Annotated in this window: 2 protein-coding genes; both read right to left on the reverse strand. The window is 65.1% G+C overall.

What is annotated here, in order from left to right; genetic code table 11:
• Positions 1 to 185: 185 nt before the first annotated feature.
• Positions 186 to 545 (reverse strand): hypothetical protein, encoded by a 360-nt coding sequence (locus tag AB0J47_RS11355; protein ID WP_364343710.1) that lies wholly within the window; start codon positions 543 to 545, stop codon positions 186 to 188.
• A gap of 776 nt (positions 546 to 1,321) precedes the next feature.
• Positions 1,322 to 21,313 carry a PfkB family carbohydrate kinase gene (locus AB0J47_RS11360; protein ID WP_364343713.1) on the reverse strand — a complete coding sequence of 6,664 codons (19,992 nt, stop codon included), beginning with the start codon at positions 21,311 to 21,313 and terminating at the stop codon, positions 1,322 to 1,324.
• Positions 21,314 to 21,326: the final 13 nt, after the last annotated feature.

Raw genomic sequence — 21,326 nt, forward strand, 5'->3', positions numbered from 1 at the left:
GGGCGCGAACGCCCCAGGCGCGGGCGGCGATTTCTGTCCTCGCTGTGGTCAGATGGCTTGCGGCTTGGGCACTCCGCCGGGGCGCCCGCCGATCTCGGCACCGACGTGCCATATCTGAAGCGGTCCCGGCAACCGACGCTACCGGGACCGCTTTCACCTGCCACTTGACAGAAGACGCCTACATATCAGTTGTGTCGTCCGGGGACGACGTTGGGGTTCCATACATACAGCTTGCTCATGCTCAGGGTGCTGAGCGACTGTACGGAATACAGTTGATGCTCCTGCCCATCCGGCGCGACCTGCCAGGCGTCGAACACCAGTGGCTCGACATGGCAGTAGATGTGTTGCCGACCGTAGGGGCCTATCACCACCGGGCTGGCGGTTGTCCACGCATCGAGCTCGGTCGGAGTTCGGAAAACGTCGTCGCAGGAGCAGTAGTACCGACCGCACGGCTGTGGTACGGGGGCGGCACCCGCCGTCGGCGCGCAAACCAGCACGTCGCCGCCGATCAACCCGGACAAGGCGATAAATAGCAATCTCCTCATGCCGATATCACCTCCAGGTGAGTGAAGGACTGGTGACCGGCCCTTCGTCGCCGTGGTAGTAGACCGCGAAAAATTCGCCGGCCTCCGATACCGGTACCGCAAAAATCTCGGCCCCCCGCTCCGTGCCCTGTACTGGGCCTGCGGCTATATCCACGCAATTCGGATCCTCGACGCGGCAGATCTCGATCCGCGTAATCGCCTTGTCAGCTCGTTCCGGCCAGATAACTGTCCAAGCGTGGATCCGATTATCTCCGTTGTCCGCGATACACACGGTTATCCCGTTCTTCGTTTCACCACATCCGCCGCCCGACGACGCATTGGCTACGGCGTTCGGGGCGCCGAGCACAGTACCCACGGTTGCCGCGCCGACGAGTATTCGGGCAGCGCCCGATATGAAAGCCGAACTCGTTGACATGTGGTTTCCTTCCCAGAAATTCTGTTACTTCGATCAACCTGCCACGATCAACCGGCGCTCTCAGTTCCGCGGGAATTCGACCGATGATCCGTACGGGATTCGATGAAATACCCACCCACAAACGTCTCGCAACCAAGAATTGACACGTCCCACCTGTCAGCCGGGCCGGGCCAGCATGCCATAGGAACGGGCGATGATCTATCGGTAGCTGATAGGTAATGCATAGGTATGAAAGGCTCGACGGCACGCCGCAATTCCGCTTCGGTCGCTTCTGCCAGCACCCGACTTCCCGGTCCCGGCTCTGCGGCTTCGACGCTGCCCAGACCTGATCACGGAACCGATCGAAGCGCGTCGGCCACCGCTACGCCTGCGGTGCTGGGTCGTCGGGATGATCTTCGGCCGACCTCGTGGAGGTCTCCGCCCGAGCAGACCACGGCGTCGCGGACCGAGTACCGGGTTCTGTGCTGGGCGCGGATCCGCGCGACGACCATGGGGTTGGCCGGGCCGCCGGATCCGTAATATGGAACTGCTCGGCCGCGCGTCGCGTCATTTCTGCCGAGATGTAGCCGGCCTCACCCATCCGGTGCAATTGCGCGAGACCTGCCTGCTTTTCCGCGGCGGATGCGCCGCGGAAATCGGGTCGCCCCTCGCGGAAAACCGCTGCGGTCGTCCGGTGATAGAGACGGGTAGCCTCCTGCCAGTCGAGTATCGATTGGAAGTCGCCGGGGTCCGGAGCCGATTCTCCCAACGGATCCATGCGATAGCGATATCCCCAGGCCGCAGCGAAATCATTCCAGTGACCGGCCTGCCACAAGAATCGGTCATACACCCGCAACGCAGCATCCACACCGCCGGCCGGCGGGCGACCTTGATACAAGCCGAACATACGTCGCACGCCGATATCAGTGAGCCCGTTCACTCGCTGAAATTGATCCTTGTAATCGACTAGATTTCGAGTATTGCGCGGGTCCGGAAAGAGGAGCACTTCAGACGAGTAGTCAGGAACATTTCGTCTTCCGAAGTTTTGGTCGTGGGCGGGATCGAGAGAGGGAAATACTTCGATTATATTGCGTCGGATGGAAAGATCGAAATCATCGTCGCCGAGATAAGCCTCCACCATCTCCGTCGACAGCGGAACCGCTCCCGCCTCGCGTTGTCTGACCATGGCTACCGTCATGCCGGTCGCGGTCGCCACCTGCGACAAACTAATACCCGCTTGCTCGCGGCGATATCGAAGATAGCGACCCGCGTGGGGATACCCTTCCGGGAAAATCGGCGTGCCGGGAATCATCGAGCAAAGACAGGCCTCAACGATATCTTTCGACGGCTGAGAACGGCCCGCCTCGATATCGGCAATAATATCCTCCGCCATATCCATCTTCGCGGCGAGAGACCGGCGCGGGAGACCAGTTCGCAACCGTAATACCCTCAGGCAAACGCCGATATCGGCATCGCCATCGATGCCATCTGACAGCCGGGCGGCCAGGGCGCGCACATGCGCCTCCCATCCCTTGGGCACCAGATGATCCGCGGCCTCACGATTATCGATCGTCATGGGAATTACACCGAGCTCGTGCGCCAGTTGTTCTCGCGTCAAGCCGCTGTATTCACGGAGTCGCCGGAGGCTGCTGCCGACATCGGCCGGCGGACCTGCCGCCAAATCGGAACAGAAGACTTGGGCGAGCGGAGCGTAGAGGTGGCGGGCGTCGGGAACCCGGCGCAACAGCGCCCGCACCTGGTCGGCAGGGGGTCGCCGGGCGCCGTCCTCGATGCCCTGCCAGGACCCGGGGGCCGCGTCGGTCAGCACATCCATATCGTCGGGTGTCAAGGCGAGGTACCTGCGAACATGACTAGCCCAGTCGCGCGGGAGATCGAAGGTGTGCGGATGCGGAACGGGTGCATCAGGGGCATTGTCGGGTTCGGCGCCGATTTCGGCGAGCCAGCGCCTGATCTGGCGGCCATCGACGTTGTGCATCCGCGCATACTGTCCAAGACTCTGCGTGCCGAAACCAGCCTCCTGGTTGCGCACCCGGGTCTCGTGCCAGCGCCGGAATCCATCCGCAATGGCTGTCTCGCGCGATGGCGCTCCACCGTCGGCGGGTCGCGCGTCATCGCGCTGCTCCGCATCGGACCGCCCCTGCTCGGGCCACGAATCGGCAGGCTCCGATGTCGGCTCGGACGGGCCAGCCGGGCGTGCTACCGTCTCAGATGCTGAGCCCGATGTCGGATTCGTCGGGACGCCTTCCTCAGATGATGCACCCATTAGTGAGAGATCCAGATCATGGGCGTGCGGCATCGACTCGTGACCGCCCGAATGCGCGACCGCATGTGCGGCAGCCGACAAACCGATCTGCACCGCGCGACTGACGGGCAGCCCTGCCACCACGCCCATCGCCAGTGCGGCGGTGAAAGCATCGCTCGCGCCAGTCGTGTCGACGACCGACGCGCTATGTGCCTCGAACAGCTCCGTGCGGCCCTGATGATGCACGGCACATCCCGCCGCACCGAGCGTCACCACAATCGTCGGAACCCCCAGCAACTCGAACAGGCGCTCGGGCAGCAGGTCCGCTCGGAGCGACTCGGCGTCGGCCGACGCGGCATCGCTCGACGCGGCATCGCTCGACGCGGCGGCAAGGAGCGCCCGCGCCTCGGTTTCGTTCGGCACGAGGACGTCTGCCATACGCACCGTGTCGAAAGAAACTTGGTCACGCGGCGGAGCCGGTTGCAGAACGACCATCGCACCATTTTCCCGGGCGACGGCGGCGATCTGCGCGACGGTCGCGTCGGGCGCTGTGAATGTCAGCAGCACTATATCGGCGTTCTCGATCGCCCCGATGCTACGTCGAATGTCGTCGCTGGTCAGGTCCAGTTCGCGGGAAATATGGTAGATGAACGACGTTTCTCCGTCGGGTCCGACGAAACACGCAACTTTCCCGGTCGCAATATCATCCTCGATCCGCATTCCGTCAAAGCGGATCCCCTCGCGCCGTAATGTCTCTCGAATTTCGGTGCCACTCCCATCGGCCCCGGTAACGGACACAACATCCACTATCGCGCCGAGTCGCGCCGCGGCAATCCCCTGGTTCAGGGCCTTGCCCCCCGGCGTATCACGAATGGATCGTGCGTCTCGGTACTCCTCCACTCCTGGAAGTTCATCGAAGTCGACAATGACATCGATAACAACGTTGCCGGCCGTTACCACCCGTGGACTACCCAGAGGTCCCGGAGCCGGGGCCCCGTCGTCGAAAAGATGTCCCAAATCACGCGCAGCCGCAGCACTGAGCACCTCGTCCGAAAGACCGACAACGCTGTCGGCATCCGCTGCACGCGCGACAGCCAGATCGTCCGGCTCGGCGTGCGCCGACAGCATCGGTGTCGGGGCCGCGGTGTTCGACGTGGCTTCCGAATCACTGGTCTCCGGTTCGACAGTCGTGGCGGCCGGATCGTAGGCAGTCCGACCGGACGCGTCCTCGAATTCGGGGAGCACCCCATCCGCGGCGTGGTCCCGACCGACATCCGAATGCTGCGGCGGTTCGCTGAACGCCTCACCGGTCGGCGGTTGATCAGCAGCATCAGCGTCACGGTCGACCTCCTCGGTAATGGCACCTGAGGGTCGATTCACGCGTGGACCCGTCTCCGGTCCGGCATCGGGCTCGGTGATCGAGCCAGCATCCGGTGCTTCGGTGAATTCAGCGCGGAGGTTGTCGACGGCTCGGGCCAGAATTTCCGTCGCGGCAATGTGGTCGATGTCGAGCCGACCTGCCGCCTCATCGAGCGGAACGCCGTGCACGAAGTGCAGTTCGACGAGGCGAATGGCGGCTTCCGGGTCGGGCAGATCTGCCAGCGCGGCACGAACTTTTCCAACAAACGGACTATCGTCGTCGAAACCATCGAGATCGGAGTCCGAATCGGTCCCGCCGGTATATGCGCCTCGTGGGTTGGGGTCCGCTACTTGTCGTGCGCGTATTTCTCCGTGGCGCGTATCGTCGAGCGACCCGGTCGTGGTCTCGATGATTTGTCGTGCTGCGGTGACCTGGTCCGATGTGAGGTCGAGCGCGTCGGCGATTTCACGGATGTCCGGCATTTCCCCAGTTTCGGCATACCGTTTGTTGCGGTAGGTGTAAACCTTGACCGCTCGAGTTCGTTCGCTCGCCTCCAGACCGGGGAACCGCCACTCGAAGTACGTACTTCGCATGGCACCGCGACTCGCAGCCCAAGCGTGCGCCACAAATGGCGGCCCTGCCGGGATGTGATTCACAATGGCACGCAGGATCGCTATCGCATAACGTTGCGTGAGGTCTTCCCTGGATTCGAATATCATGGGCCAGCGTTGCGCGGCCGCTTTTGCTACCCAATCGTATTCTTGGTATATCCGGTTTCGGATAGATGTTTCTTCCGTCGAGCCTGGTTTGGTTGCGATCAGTCGCCAGAAATCCTCGTCTTCGGGCCGGTCGACGGGCGAGTCGGGCGCGAGGAACTGCTGCACGGCCGCGCGAATGGCCTGGTCGGGGACATCCAGAGCATCTCGCCACGTCCGTAGAAAATCGAGAGTGGCGGAATCGCTGTTCTCCACCGCCGAGATGGTCTTGATGTGCCGCCGCATCAGAGTGGCGACTTCCTGTTGAGACAGTCCGCGTTGTTGCCGAACCGCCGTGAGCCAGTCGCCGATATTCTGGTGAAGCGAGGTTGCGGGTTGGGGAATGTTACTGCTGAAATAATGCGCGAGACCCGGTTCCAAAAGACTCGTGGCGCGATACAAGACATCATTCGGGATATCGAATGCATTACCGAACGCTTGCAGATAGTCAGCAGTGACCGCGCCATTCTCCGCATTCCACACGGTCTTATGAGCACGATTCACACGTTCAGCGACCTGCAGTTGGGTCAGTCCGTAATATTCACGAACAGCTTCGAGCCAACCCCCGATCGTCCGATAGACATTACTCGCGGGATCGGGTAGAGCACCACTGAAATAGTGCGCGACGTGCGGCTCCAACTGCCTCGCAGCAGCATGCAAAACCTCGTCGGAGATACTTAGAGCACGACCGAACACCTGCAGATAATTTCCGGTGACCCGAAAATCTTTCTCCGCTCTGGACACCGTTTCCATGTGGAGGTTCATGCGGTTGGCGACTTCCATTTGAGTCAGTCCGTAATGCTCACGAATGGCTTTTAGCCAACCCCCCATCGTCCGATAGATATTACTGGCAGGATCGGGTAAAGCGCCACTGAAATAATGTGCGAGACGCGGCTCCAACCGGCTCACAGCAATATGCAAAACCTCGTCGGAGATGCCGAAAGCCCGACCGAACGCCCGCAGATAATCAGCGGAGATAGTGCCCCGCCTTTCCGCACGCCACACAGTCCTGCTGCCGCGATGTATTCGGTCGGCGAGTTGCTGTTGCGTCACTCCGTAGTGTCGACGAACCGCCGCGAGCCAGTCACCGAGTTTCTGGTAGTCGCGATCATGGGGATCCGGTATGGGTGTCGTCCGGGTTCCTTGCCCGATCTGGAGATCTATCGGCGGTTCGCCGATATCGGCTCCAGGCAACAGCAACGAAAGACCATTCCGATCGAACGCCATCGTCCGAACATCGGTTTCCGCAAACTGTGCGGGGTTGATTTCGGAGGGAGGCCGCCACACCCGCGCGGCCTGCTCGTAGGCATACGCATAGGCCAGTAGCGACGCCTCGGTAAACGGGGTGCCGACCAGCATCATCCCCACCGGTTCCTGGCTTGCCGCGTCGTATCCGATCGGCAGCGCAACCGCCGGATACTGCGCCCGGGCGCTCAGTTTGAATCCGGTGTCCCCGACGAACAGCAACGCATCCAATCGGTGCGGAGCGAACGCGGCATCGAGTCGCTCTCGTGCCGTCCCCACAACGAGGTCGCGATGCCTCCGGTATTCCTCCACTACGCCCGGATCGTTCGGGTCGATCGCGGCGGCGCGGATCAACCTGTTCTGGCCGAATCGGATTGCGCCCGCCGAGGCGTTGGTCCGGTTGAATCGGATCAACTCGTCCAGCGTCTTGATCGGAGCGCCCGCAGGCAGTCGGGCCAGATAGCGATCGAAATCCCGCTTGAGCTCGTAGACGTAGAGGGGGTCCGGTAGGCCGTCCAAGGGAACCTCGACCGAGATCAGAGTCGCACCCTGCGCGCTGAGTACCGCTGCCGCGCGAGCGAATGCGGGGTGCGGAGGTATTGCCCCGGGCTGGAAGGCCACCCCGATCCGACTACCGCGCAGTGCATCGACGGACAGTGCGGCGGTGTAATCCGTGCCGACCAAGTGGGCTGCGACCACCGTCGCCGGATCCTCCGGGTCGGTCCCGGCCAACACGGTCAGCAGAGCCGCCGCGTCGTACACCGTCCGCGCCATCGGCCCCGCAGTATCCAGAGTGGCCGAGCCGGGCACGATGCCGGTGCGGCTCACCAACCCGACCGTGGGTTTGATCCCGATCACTGAGTTGGCCACAGTTGGACTGATGATCGAGCCCGATGTCTCGGTGCCGACAGCCCCTGCGGCCAGCGCGGCTGCCACGGCAACCGCCGACCCGGTACTGGACCCATCCGGACTCAGGGACGTGTTGTAAGGATTACGTACGGTCCCGCCGAGGCTGCTGTAGCCGTCCGGCATCTCCTCGGAGATGAAATTCGCAAGCTCGGTCATATTGGTCTTGCCGAGGATGACCACCCCCGCAGCCCGCAGCCGCTGCACCACGAAGGCATCGCCTGACGGATACGAATCCCGCAGCGCCACCGCCCCGGCGGTCGTAGGCAAACCCGCTACGTCGATATTGTCCTTGATCAGAATCGGAATCCCGTGCAGCGGTCCCCGGACATGTCCCCGTCGGCGTTCCGCGTCGAGCCGTTCCGCCTCCGCGACCGCATTCGGATTCACCGCCCGAATCGCATTCAGATGCGGGCCCGCCTTGTCCAAGATCCTGATCCGGTGTAGATACGCTTCGACCAGTTCGGCCGAGGTCACCACACTGTCCGTCATCGCACGCTGCAGCGTGACCGTATCCGCCCGGTCCAGATCGACCGCGGGCGTAGGGTCCCCTTCGCCGATCCGCAGATCCGGAGGGATCGCGCCGGACCCGGCTCCCGGCAACCGCAAGGCGTTGCCCATCCGGTCGAAACCCATCGCCCAGATGCCGGCCAGGTCGGCCGATTTCGTCGTGTCGCCCCAGGCCCGCCGCAGCCCCCTGCCCGGATCCTGTACCTCGAGCCAACCGTGGTTCCCGTGCTCGTCACAGCGATATTCCACACGGTACGTATGTGCGCCGACACCGTGCTCATTCACGGCATGCGCGACGTCGACCACGATAGTCGACACTCCGGCACGCTGGTCGACAGGAAGACTCGCCACCGTGTCGAGCAGCGCCTTCACGACCGATCGATGCGGATGGTCCGGGTCGACGGGAAACCACTGCGGAAGTCCGTGCAGGAACTGCACATAGCTGTCGAACGACACACCAGCGAGGCCGACATCATCTGGCACGTTGACGTTTTCGTTGCCGGTCCGGGCCCGATGCAACGCCGCCGTCAACGGCACGCACTGACTGACCGAATGGGAGTCGGGTGGAACATATTCTGCGGTGCCGTCGTCGGGAGCGACCTCCAGTCCACCCACCTCGCCCGCGGTGATCATCGTGGCGTCCAGCCATTGATCCAGATCCGGGGCGAATCGGTCGATAGATGTTGTCAGGTCATCGATTTCGTCGACGACATCGACCATCGTGGTGCGGGAAATCCAACGTTCGACGCGCTCGCGCACCACGGCGCTTCGCGGATGCAGGTCCGCGCGCCGCATGAACATCTCCTCGAGCGTGGTGGGCGCGGAAGCCAGGTGCCGTGTGTGCGTCCGGCTCCGATCCGGACTGCGCAGTGTCGGCGCAGTATCCGATCCCAATACCAGCGAAAGCCAGCGCAGATCCCGTTTCACCATGCGGCGCAGCGCTTCTCGTGCCTCGGGCAGCGAATCCCACCGATTCAGGTCCACCCCGGCCTTCTCGGCGAGTTGCCCCAGCCGATTCTCGGCTTCCGCACGGTTCAGGTGATCCTTACGTTTGCGCCGCACCAGCGCGACGAGTCGGAGCTGGTGCAGGTAGAGGTTGTAATACCAATTACTCCATGGGGTTTGCTCGTCGAAGGCATCTGTCAGCTGTCGTAGTGCGAGGTAGCGGTCGGCGAGATACGTTGTGCCCGCGGATTCGGAACCCTGCCGCAAGACAGCGACTCGTCGCCGGACCTCTTCGAGGGGCGCCTGCGCCCACCCATCGCCGGGCAGTCCGACCGCACACGCGTCGGCCGCTGCGCGCATTTCGCTCAGATCCGGCTCGAGCTCTCCCCGGCTCATCCGGCGATCCAGCGGATACTTTCGCAGATGGTCCGACATCAGGCGCGCGAGCCGCTCGCGCCCGAGCTTCGCACGGTGGTCGGCTTCGTCCATCGCCGCGGTGATCGTGTCGATACGCGTGAGTCGCCGGCGTGCGCGACCGAGTTCGTGAATCAGGCCGATGGTCGTGTCGAGCCGCTCGGACTCCCCGGGCGGCACGCTGGTCAACCGACTCAGGTCGTATACGCCCGCGCCCCGTTCATCGAGCGCCGGTATATCGAGTCCGAATTCACTGCTCAGTCCATCGAGGAGGGCGACGAAGGCGAGCCGACGCTGGTGCGCGATATTGTCGCGCACCGCGGCCAGGCATTCGCTGAACGGCGCGTCATCGGTGAGTTCGGGCAGACGCCACGCGGGCGCGACCGATGCTGCCGGGACACCAGCCAGCGCCCGATCCATGTACTCGAGCGCGACACCCAGATCGGTATTCAGCAGCTCGATAGTGTCGTAATGTTCGACGGTCGCGGCCGCTCGCTGTTCCAACCAGCGCAGTTCGGCGGACCGCTCGCGCTCCTCGTCCTGGGCTGTCGCCAGTAGGTGTTGTAGCCGAGCATGCAGCAGCAACATTCCCTGCCGCGAATCCCAGGATGAGGAGCGGTAGCGCCGAGCCGCCCGAAAGATCTGCTGCTGAATCGGTTCGAACGACTCGCGCTCGTAGTCCTCGATGGCCGTGCCCAGCGCGAAGAGGTCGCGTGCTTGTCCTTCCAGGCGTTGCCTTGCCGCGAGCCGCCGGTCCGCCGCCGCGAGGACCGAACCGATCGCCGGCAGTAGCGCTGCGCGCGGGCCGAAGTTCGCGAACGCACGCAGCAGTGCGTATGCCTGCGCGATCAGCCGGGCGACCTCGTCGGCGCGACGCGCCAACTCCGCTTCTACGGCCTGGATCGTGCGAGCCCATCTGGTCTGGTACTGGATGTCGTCGACGAGCCTTGCGACTGGCGTCGTTTCGGCAAACGCCGCTCGGGCTGAAGCCAGTTCAGGTGCGGCGGAACTGTTTTCGTCGCGCACCGCCAGCATATGGTGGATCCATCCGTCGTCCACCGCCCGACCGCGCTCGATGCCGAGCATGTCGACCAGCGCGCCGCGCGCGTCCCGATACCTCGCGGACCAGTCCGCCCAGACGAGCGAGCCCGTCTGCAGCAGTTCGTCGGGATCGATGCCGTGCGGGGCGAGCAGTTCCGACAATTCCCGCCGCAGCTGCTTGCGACGTTCGTCGGCACGGCGTGCTACCGCCAGCCGGACATTCGGATCGGCAGCGCCGGGCGCGGATGGCCCGAGATCCTCTGCGCCCGTACCGGCGACCGCCATATGCGACTGCGCGGGTTCCGCAATCGCGTGTGGCTCGAATGAATCGTCCTCCGGCGGTGCGCGACCGGGCGGACGATCTCCCAGGCGACGGATCGGGATTTCTCTGCCCCGGCGACCGACGGGCTCTTCATCAGGTGACAGCGGAAGTTCCGGTGTCCCATCGGATTTGAATGCCACGCCGTGAAATGTGGCCCCCTCGCCCGCTGTCATAGTCAGATGAGCCGCCCACGCGTCCACCGCCTTGTCCCCGCGTACCGTCCGAACTTCGGTAACGATCATGTTGTCGTCATCCAGGTAGGCGACTTGTTCGACGACCACGATCACCGCATCGTCCATCTTCACGGTGAACGCGTGCCCACCGGCCGCCCCGAAGTCCACCGCGCCCACCACGGTTCCTTCGGACTCTCGCACGTGCGCGACGATCTGCGCCGCATCAGAAAAACCGTTCGGATGCCAATTCGCACGGGCCCACCGGGATACGTCCTTACCGTCGACCCCCGCCAGCGGGATCTGGACCCGACGATCGTGCGGAATATCGAACCGAGGCCGCATACCGGTCCCCTGCCCCGCGGCATCGGCGGCCACCAGCAAACATGTCTTCGGAACCGAAGAGCGATGGTGCCAAGGGACCACTCGTCGCGGATTGTCGTCACGCAAGAACGCCTCGAGCCGTTCGACCAGTTCGGCCGGGGTGCCCGCGGTCAGGTCGGGGAAGTGCCGCGAGAGCACGTCACAGATTACGGACCCGCTGCCCAGGGACAGACGCCATCGCCCTTCATGTTGCTCGAGTGGCAGCAACAGCGCCCTGGTGTTACCGAGATTGGTCGCCCACAGCACCGGGTCACGGTGCACCGACGGGTCCGGACGTGTTTCGGCCAACGGTGGTATCTGTCGGGTACGCAGCCGGTAGAGAACGTACGCGGGATCGGACCGTTCGATCGCAGGCTGGGCAATCACCTTGTGATAGCCCAGCCAAAGCAGATAATCGGTATCGCGCAGCGGTCCGTACACCTCGGCGGTTGACATAGGCGAAACAGGGCTCGAGGCGACTTGTGACTTTGCGCCGAATATTGACGAATCCAGTCCCACGAGCCATTCGCGCAATCCTCGAGTTGTCACGCCCGCTTCACGATAGGTCAGGTAACGGTCGAGCAATTGGGCCAGGATCTCGTCCTCGGACTGCCGACGGCGCGGCCCCTCCGCCTCGGCGTCGGGAACCGTCCGTACCTCGATTCGACCGTCTGGTCCCAGCGTCACCGCCAGGTATCGCTTCTCCAGCTCATCGCGCCACAAAGCATCGGCGAACTTCGGACGCTCCGCCGCCAGCTCCACCAGGCTCGCCATATGTCTGCCGGGCGGCGCGGCGACCACCAGCACGCCGCCCGCCACGTCCGGCAGGTGCCCGATGCGGTTGTTGAGCGATTGGCCATCGCTGCGGCCTCGCAGTTCTGCCGCGATGACCCGGCTGGTCAAGAAATCGTCACGGCGGCGCTGAGTGCTGGAGAGGGTGTCGGTCAATCCACCGCGCTGCTCGAGTAGGTCGATGTACTCGCGGATATCGGATTCGCGGCGCAGGATCTCCTGACGGCGAGCGGCAAGCCGGGTATCCGGAAGCGGAATCGACGCCAGCTCCAGCGGATCGATACGCAATTCATCGGCCAACGCGGCCCGATCGGCACTCACCTGTTCCCGCAGCGGCCCGAGCGCTTGCCCATCGTGCTCGGGCAACCCGAGTCGGCTGGCCAGGGCCGCACACGCCTCGGTCCACAGCCGGAACCGCTCGGCTGCCGCGTCGGCCTCTCGAACCAGATCCTCGTACCGCCGATTCTCTTCCGGCACCAGGGTGACCTCGAGTTTCCGCCGTGTGCGGTCAACCGATTTCACGCTCGTCTCGCGAAGCGAATCCGCCACCCGCCGCACCAATGACCGCAGGTTGAGGTCATCGAGAGGTTCCAGCAATCCGGCTTCGGTATCAGGGGCCGGCCATGCCAACCAGCCATCCGGGCCGCGGCCCAGGTCGACAATGATTTCCGCACGCCCGTTCGTCGCGGACAGTTGCCACGAATCCGAGAACCGATGCTGCTTGCCCCGCTCGCGCCGCACTGGAGTGGCGGATCGTGCGGTCGAGGGTGGTCGGCCTGCGGACACCGCCTCCGCCAGCCGCTCTAGCAACAGGTCCGGCGTGGTGGCCGACATGCCCTGGAACCATCGGTTCAGGATGTCGCCCGCGTCGCCGCGGCCGCGCGGCGGCGCAACCCGCCAAGCCAGTCCGTCGACACAGATCTCGACCACCGGGTTCAGGACGCCGAGATCGACATCGCCACGAATGACGACGCGCCAAGGCCCGTCGGAGGCCTCATCCGTTCGGACCGGCAGCGCAATCTGCCGGGTCGCTATTCTGACCAGCACCGCCGCGGGATGCGGCAGATCCATATCCACCGAGGACTGAGCCTCGGCGGCCGCATAGGCGAACACCAGCACAGTACCGTCTCGTTTGAGGTGGCCCGCGGTGGCCTCTATCCCGGCGGCAGCCGCCTGTCGGATGTCTTTCTTGCGATAGCAGACCTGCGTGCCCAATCCGCCGATCCAGTCGCCGAATGTCGTGTCGACCAGACCGAGCCGACGAAAACGCAGGTACTCGTCGAGCAGAATGCCCTCCACTTCGGCGACCGTCGCCTCACGGTATTCACCCTCCGCGGTGGCAGCGGAAATCGGTGTCACGACCCGACCGTCCGGGCCCGAGCTCACCCGCAGGTAATGCCGGTCGAATCGGGGGTGCCAGCGAGCCGCGACGAACCTCGAGTCGGTCGTTACCACGTCGAGCAGCGCCCGTCGATGCATACCATCCGGCGCGGCCACGACCAGTCTTCCGCCGCTTTCCGACGGGAGAAAGGCGACGTAGTCGGTGAGCCGTTCGCCCTTCTGCCCCTCCAGCCGCCAGGAATCGAGCTGCCGCTCGACCGCCGCGCGAGCGGCATCCCATTCCGCTTCGCGACTCGCGTCGTTGTTCCCGTCGCGAACCGGTTCAGGGTCGGGGGGTGCCGCGGCGAGAACTTCGGATTCAGTCTGAGCTGCGGCCGCATCAGGGGCTGTGACGGGAGCGGGGCGAACGTCGCGGAGGTAAGCTCGGCCGTTCTCATCGACCGTCACCTCGCAGTAGTGGAATCGGGCCCCCCGTTCCGACAGATCGGCAAGCACCTCGGGTGCCACCGCGTCCAGCGCCCGACCCAACGTCGCCACCGACCCGGCAACGAATACCTCAGGTGCGCCGTCGCCGGACTCGACCACCGCTACCTGCGGTGCCAGCGACCGCCCTCCCCTGGCGTCGACCACGTTCTGCGCAAGCACATCTCGCGCGACGGCTGTGGCCGCCTCGGCACGGGCACTGCGCTCCCGGATCAGCGCGTAATCGAACAATGCGAGGTAGTCCTGGACGATCCCACCGAAGGTCGCGGTATGAGCGGCCTCGGCCCGATCGGCTTCGATCCCTGGCGGGTGTGGCACAGCGTCGCGGAAGTCGAGGGCCCAATCGATGAGCGCTTCCACGGTGCGGGCCAACTCCTGCGGGGCGCGTTGGTCCGCATTTTGCACACCGAGTTGACGGGCTCGCCGCACAACCGCTTCGAAGACACCGCGTCGTACGTCTGCGGCCTCCGCGATCCATTCGCCCCACCCGCGCAACGACGCATCGACCGCTCCGGTCGGTTCGAACGCCCGAGGATCACCTACCTGCAACCAGCCAGCTGAAGTGTGTGAGCCTTGCCGTTGATCCAGCCCGAGTTGCGCGGCCAGATACTTGCCAACCTTGCGAAGGCGCTCGAACTCGCTGTCGAGCACCTCCTCTAACTGATCACATTCGGCGATATATCCCAGCAGCTGGCTGAGCCTTCGGTGCCGGGCTGCGCGGCTTCCAAACCGTGGAATTTCGGAAAGCTTCCCGCCGGCCCCCGTACCGATCGGCGCCTGTCGCTGCTGGATTTCACGCTCGGTTTCGGCACGCCGTACCACACCGACCGTGAGTTCGCCCTCTGGCGGCAGGACGCCGGCCGCGCGCAGATCTGCGCTGAGGCTCGCTGTCAGTTCCTCGAATTCGCGACGCAGGCGGGCGATCGAGAAATTCGGATCCGACGGATCAGCACCACATAGTTCCAGCCATTTGTCGCGCACGTCGCGTAACCGGACCAATGACTCGAGCCGTCGCGACATCACCTCTATCTCTTCGCCTACTCCTGGACTTTCGATGGTGGATGCCCTGACAGCTCCCAGCTTGTCCTGAATGGACCGGAGCCGCGCGATCAACCGCTTTTCCTCGTGCAGCTCCCTTACATTTTCTACGAGACGCCCGAGTTCGAGATACTCGATCATTGTCTCGATCAAACGCCCGATATCGGAGGACGGTCCGACCGCCTCTCCCAGAATCCGCCATTCCGCAGCAGGGTCCGAAATCTCGATGCGTTCGGCTCGTTGCGCGAAACCCAGGTCCGGCACCCAGAGGATTCCGGAAAGGTTGAGCGGACTATCGACGTCGAGAATTCCACGTATCAGCCACTCGGGCAGGTTGGAGAGCCCGCCTCCGGCCACGTCCCGGGTGAACCGCTGCCAATAGGGGCGGTCCACGACACGAAGTGCCTGTTGGAAGTGCTCGATGACACGCAGAACCCGTTGTGGCCCATCACGAGGCCCCAGATCCAGCTGGCGCAGTATTTCGAGTAGCCGCGCGTGATCCGGGTCTTCGACCCCCACTTCCCGGTCCCGCAGGTGCACCAACTGGTCGGCCAATTCTCTGGCCTTCGCCTCGAACGCTTCCAACCGTTGCTTCAGGTACGCCGAGCCGGGCCGGAGTTCGCTGAGGTCCGCTCTGTATACGACTGCCAGACGTTCCAGCTCGGCGGACAACTTTTTCTCGCGGGCAACAGCGGCACGGCGCGCCTGGTGCAGAACTCGCTGCGGCACAATATCTCCGGCCAGCGTCCGGATCTCGTCCAGCTGATTTTCGTACAGGATTGTCGAGAGGAGGTTGCCCTCGACCATTTCCCGTTCCAGCTTGCTGATGTCGGCCGGTCGCGTGTGGGAAGGGGCGCCGATCACATTACCCGCGCCAGCGACGACATCACCGGAAGGCGACGGGTCACCAATCGCATCGGATGCGTCGGCGCCCGCGACCGCCAGCCTTGGCGCATGCTGCGAACGGAGCGTGACATGCGGTCGCGGTTCGCCGAGACTCGGCCGCAGTTCGGCGTCCGCCTCGTACACAAGCGCGAAGATGTGCAGGTCGGATGGCAGTTTGCCCGCTTCGAACAGCTGCCTGGCACCGTCGTCGACCAGTGGGTCGCGCCATTTGATCGTGCCCGGCTGGTCCTTGGCGTGGAACAGCAGGCGGGCATGGCCCTGCCCCGACACCGCGCGGGCGTGATCGCTCTCGGTGACAACGAATGCGGCGGCGCCAGGTTGCATTCCACGTAGCCGGTCCGCCAGTTCCTCCCAAGTCGCGACCGGTTCCCACCGCTTGCTACCCAGCACCGAATGCAGCTGTTCGAGGGACGTGCCGCCGAGCCGGGGATCGGGGGTCAAAGGAGCGGCGGCGAGGTTCCTGGCGATCGCGGCGCTGCCGTTCTCTTCGATGAGATACCCCACGACCAGTGGCGCGCAGTTGATCGGCGTCGGCGCGCGCGGTGGGTCGGGTGGACGGGAGTCGCCGTTGCCCTCCGGGAGCGCATCGGCTCCAGCGATCGGCAGCAGCGGCCGGTCCGAGTCCTGTCGGGTCGCCACGGCCCGCGCGGTGTCGGGGCGCCGCCACAACCCCACCGGCAGGGAGTGCAGCGGCACCTGAGTACTGTGCGTAGCTCGATCGGATCCACTTGGCCTCATAGGGAACTCAGGAAATTCGGGCTCGAAGGCGATTCGTGGCGGCCGTTCGAGGGCGTGACCGCTCGATATGCCCGGCACCCGGGCACGACCTCTCGGGATGGCTTGCAGCATCTGCCAGCGTCGGCTCAGCTCCCCCGGCCCCATCTGAACCAATCGGCTCAGCCACTTCTGGCCCGAGTCGCCGCGGGACGCGGCGACGGCTGTCGCTTCGGCCGACACGCGGTTGAAGCCGACAGCGGTCTCGCGCAGTGCCGACAGGAGCAGGCAGAGGCGCGCGATATCGATGAGGTACTCGCCATCACCTGATTCCACACCGGTCCCAGCGGATGGCCGCTCCCCGGAGGAAGCAAGCGATGCATCCTCGAGGACCTGTTCGATGCGCGGGGTGTTCAGTTCGTCCGGTTCCACTCCGAGCAGCCGAGCCAGTTCCGCTCTTGCCGTGGCCATTTCGGCGTTCAACCGCGCGAGTTCCGGGGAGTCCGGCCCTAAACCCCAATGGTCGATCTCGACACCGTGTTCGCGCGCCAGTTCCCGAGCGAGGTCGCCGCGCCGCAGCCCCAAGCGGATCCATTCCGGGCGCAACGGCGAACTGAACCACCATGATTCGCCGAATGTCTGCCTGGGTCTGCTGACCGCCGGTGCGACGACAGGTGCCGCCTCCGTGTGGTGGGCGTCCGATGTGGAGCGACGATCGGTGCCCTCGGGGATCGGTGGCATCGCCTCGAGCTGAGCGTCGGTCGTCATGAAACGATCCAATGCCTCGACGAGCCGATCAACGGGCGATGACGGGAACTCTTCGGCCAGCCGCCGCAGCACGGACAGCCGGTGCCCGGTCGAGGAAGCCGTACCGTCCGGTTCCAGCCCGGCAACGCACAACCAATCCAGCACGGACGCCGCCTCACGGCGGATCGCTGCCTGATCACGTAGCTCGCGCCCGAACATCTCCCCGAGATCCGCCAGCAGCCCCGAACGCATGGCAGCATCGAGTCGGCCCCACCCGCGATCGGCCAGCTCTGCCAACCTGGCTTCGAACCGGTCGATCACTTGCTCCACCAACCGCCGGCCCCACAACTTCAGTTCCTGCGGTGCCACCCCGAACAATTCCGCCGCATCCGCCGTCGCCTCCGCGTGCTGCCGGCGCAGATCCGGGCCATCCCCTTCCGGTGTTCCACCGGATGGCGCGTCAACGGGCTCTTGCGATGCCGCAGTGGAGCCTGGCGCCACGGTCGAGCGCACGTCCGGAACTCCCTGTGCCCCAATCGCATCGGCAGCATCGGTGTCATTCGATGCCGCTGCCGCGAGCCCCAGCATCGCAGCACCCGGTACCACGGAGGACATCCTCGCTTCCGAGGCAGTCGTCAGCGACGGCGTCTCAGGTGACGATTCGACCGGGCGGTTGCCGGCCGCCGCACCCGGATGGCCTCCATTATCCCCGGGAGGTGGCACCGCCGCGCGCGCGGCGGACTCCTCCGGCGCACCCGCCCCGGTATGCGCCGAACCAGCTGCGGCCGAACCGGTGTCGAGGGCTTGCGCGGGATCCGACAACGATTCGGTCGTATCTGCTCGGCGAGTCTGCTCGGTCTCGGCGAGATCCTGCTCACGCAACTGCCGGAAGCGCTCCAAGGCCGCCTCTCGCACCGGATCGACCGGCACAGACTCGACTACGGCATCTCGTTCAGCCACCGCCACGCTCGCCGAACCGCGATCCGAGGACTCGGACACACCGGCGTGCGTCCGCTCCGGAGCCGAATATGGACCCGTGCCATCACTTTCCGAGCCACCGGGTGTCGTCGAGCGAGCCGATACCGAGGACTCCTCGGGCCCACCGGCAGGCACCGATTCCGAAGACCACAGACCTGCCGCTGCCAAAGCATCTCTGGCCTCGGGTGTCAGTGTGGTCTCGTTGTCGGCGAGATCCTGCTCACGCAACTGCCGGAAGCGTTCCAGCGCCGCCGCCCGCACCGGATCGGGCGGCGTTTGCGGGACGCTCGCACCGTCTCGTTCGCGCACCGCCTCCGACGGAACCCTGTTCGACGAACCCGACGGCTGGGCAGACTGTGATGGCGGAGATGAATATGACTGCGCAGCATTACTTTTCAGACCGTCGGGCGTTGTGGAGCCAGGCGACGGAGTCGATGACGTACCACTATCGGATCCGCCGACAGCCACCGGTTCGGGCGATACCGCAGGCCGCAACCCGGCGGCCGCGAGTGCGTCGGCGGCTGCGGGCGTCAACCCGGACTGCTCGCCGCCCGTCGTCTCCGCCAATTCCCGTTCGCGCAGGGCGCGGGCACGATCCAGGGCGATCTCCGGATCGGCGGTACCCTCCTCGGCACCGAGTCGCAACACCAATTGCGGAGATTTCAGTAGCCGGTCGAATGCCTGATGCGCATCCGTCCATCGGTCCACAGTCGCCGCATCAGCACCGACCCACTGCCGCAACCTATCCCGCAGATCCCCGGACACCGCCTGTCCCTCACGCAACTCCCCAGCACCAGCGAGGAACCGGCCGCTGCTCTGATCAGCGGCCAGTGTCCGGCGCACTTCATCGCCGATCAATCCACCCGCGTGTTCCCGCGCCTGTTCAGCCACGTGCGGCGACTGCTCCGCGCGCTCGACCCAGCACTCGATCGCCGAACGCAATCGCGACGGCGACATCGAATGGAACTCGGTGTCCGACAATCCCAACCATTTGGCCAGCTCGGTGTCCGCCCGGGCCGACTCACGTTGCAGTGCCTTGAAATCCGACGCCCGCGCCCCTGCCACCGCGTCTGCACCCGCCCGCGCACCGTACTCACGAATCGACTGCTCCAACGAAGGTTCTCCGTCAGCACCAGCCGTCGCAGCATCGGGGGCCGCCCCGTCGGTGTCGATGGGTACTCGCTGCGCCCCCGCCTCGCCGGAAGGTTCGGCAACCACCCCTGCGCTCTCGCCAGCGATTGGTGCGGCTTCCGCAGACTGGTGCGCGCTCCGGTCCACACCCGATCCCTGCTCGGATCGTGCCACCGCGTACTGAGGATGAGCGGGATCCCACGTACCGTCCGCCGCACGCCCATCCGCCGAACTCACGTGCGTCTCCGCCGCCACGTACCGGTCCAACTGGTCCAGCAACTGGACGACCGGTGCAGCGCCCTCTGTCTCGGCAGCCCGGCGGACCGCTGGCAATTCGGAACCATCCGCGGCATCTGCCCGCTGTCCCGTCATCCCAGAGTCCGCCAGCCACTGTTGCACCGAAGCCGTATTGCCGTAGTCCTCAGTAAGTTTCCGAGCCCAGTCCACGGTTCCGGGCACGACATCGTCCAGCGCTCTCGCCCGGACCGCCGGATCCAGCAGGGCCCAGCCTTCGTCCCCCAGCGCTCCGAGTAACGCATCGCATTTGCCGATCGCCTCTTCCAGTACCCGCCGCCCCCACAGCCGCACCTCTTGCGGCGACACCCCAAGTGATGCCGCCAGCTCGGCGCGCGCCTCATCGCGCACCGCCACACGGCGGGCCAATTCGGCCGCATCGACACCAGGGGCGGTCGGATCGCCGGAGGGGTGCGCCATACCATTCGAGCTACCGCTCTCCTCAGGCCACTCCGCACCATGCTGGGATCCGGATACGGCCGCATCGCCGGAAGCCGTCCGGGCTTCCGCCAACTCCTGTTCCCGCAGCTCGTTCAACCGCCGATACAGCGCGGCATCCGGCTCACCCCCGGCACCGGAATTCGTAGCCGAGGCAGCCGAATCCTCGCCCCCAGCACCGTGGACCGGTGTTTCGGCAACTACGCTGTTCTCCGAAATTCCCACTGCGGAAACCGGTTTCTTTGCCGGAGCATCCGATCGGACAACTTCGTCCGCATGCAGCCCCGCGCCCGCGTTTTCGGCCGCGGGCGGGGTAGGTGCTGCCATGTCCGGATGCGCCCTGGCCTGCGCGTGCGCCGATGCCATCCCCACGGCGGCGCCACTGGCCAGCGCTGCCAGCGTCAGCTGGAACTGACCGGTCATCGCGGCGGCCGCGGCGGCACCGCCGATCACACCCGAGATGCCCGCGGTCGCCGCGACCACGGCTCGCCCAAGCAGTGCCGGGGCGGCATGCGGAACGACGGCCTGAGCCAGATGGCCGCCGAGTGCCCCACCGAGACCAGCACCAGCACCAGCGACCCCAGCAGTCGCGACCGAGTCCCAATCCACACTGTCGCGATGCCCGTTCAGAATCCCGAGGATCTGCCCCAGCTGCACACCGGCATCGACACCGGCGGTCAACGCGGCGAACCCGCCTGCCTGCATGAGCAGCAGACCGGCACGCTCGGCCACCGCAGCCGCGCCGGCTCCAGCACGCTCTGCGACGAAAGCCGCGAACCGGGCCAAATGTTCCGCTCTCGCCTCCGACAGCACCTGCAACGCCCGCAACGGATGCCAGCCCCCAGCCAGCAGGAGCTGGTAAACCGTCATCGCACCGAAGGCGTACATGGTGTAGCCCTGTTTGTCGGTATCGGCGGTGCTGCGATCGGTGTAGTGCGCCATTGACTTGCAAAACTCACCGGACCCGGCGACCGCCGTGGGAAGCGGCTGCACAGCGTCGTGGATCTGACCACCGAGGCTGTCGCGCACCGCCTCCGGCAGCAGTGCGATTTCCGCGTCGAGCCGCTGCCTGATCTGTTCGAGCTCCTCGCTCGCCCGCTGCCACGCAGCACTCACCCGCCGACCGGCATCGGTGTCCATCCGGGGGATCTCCGCACCGAAAACAACGGCCTGAATCGGGGCAGGCAACTCCGACAACAGCTGCAACGCGGTCGTCACGCCCCACCCCCTC

The organism is Nocardia sp. NPDC049737 (assembly GCF_040674755.1).
GTDB lineage: Bacteria > Actinomycetota > Actinomycetes > Mycobacteriales > Mycobacteriaceae > Nocardia.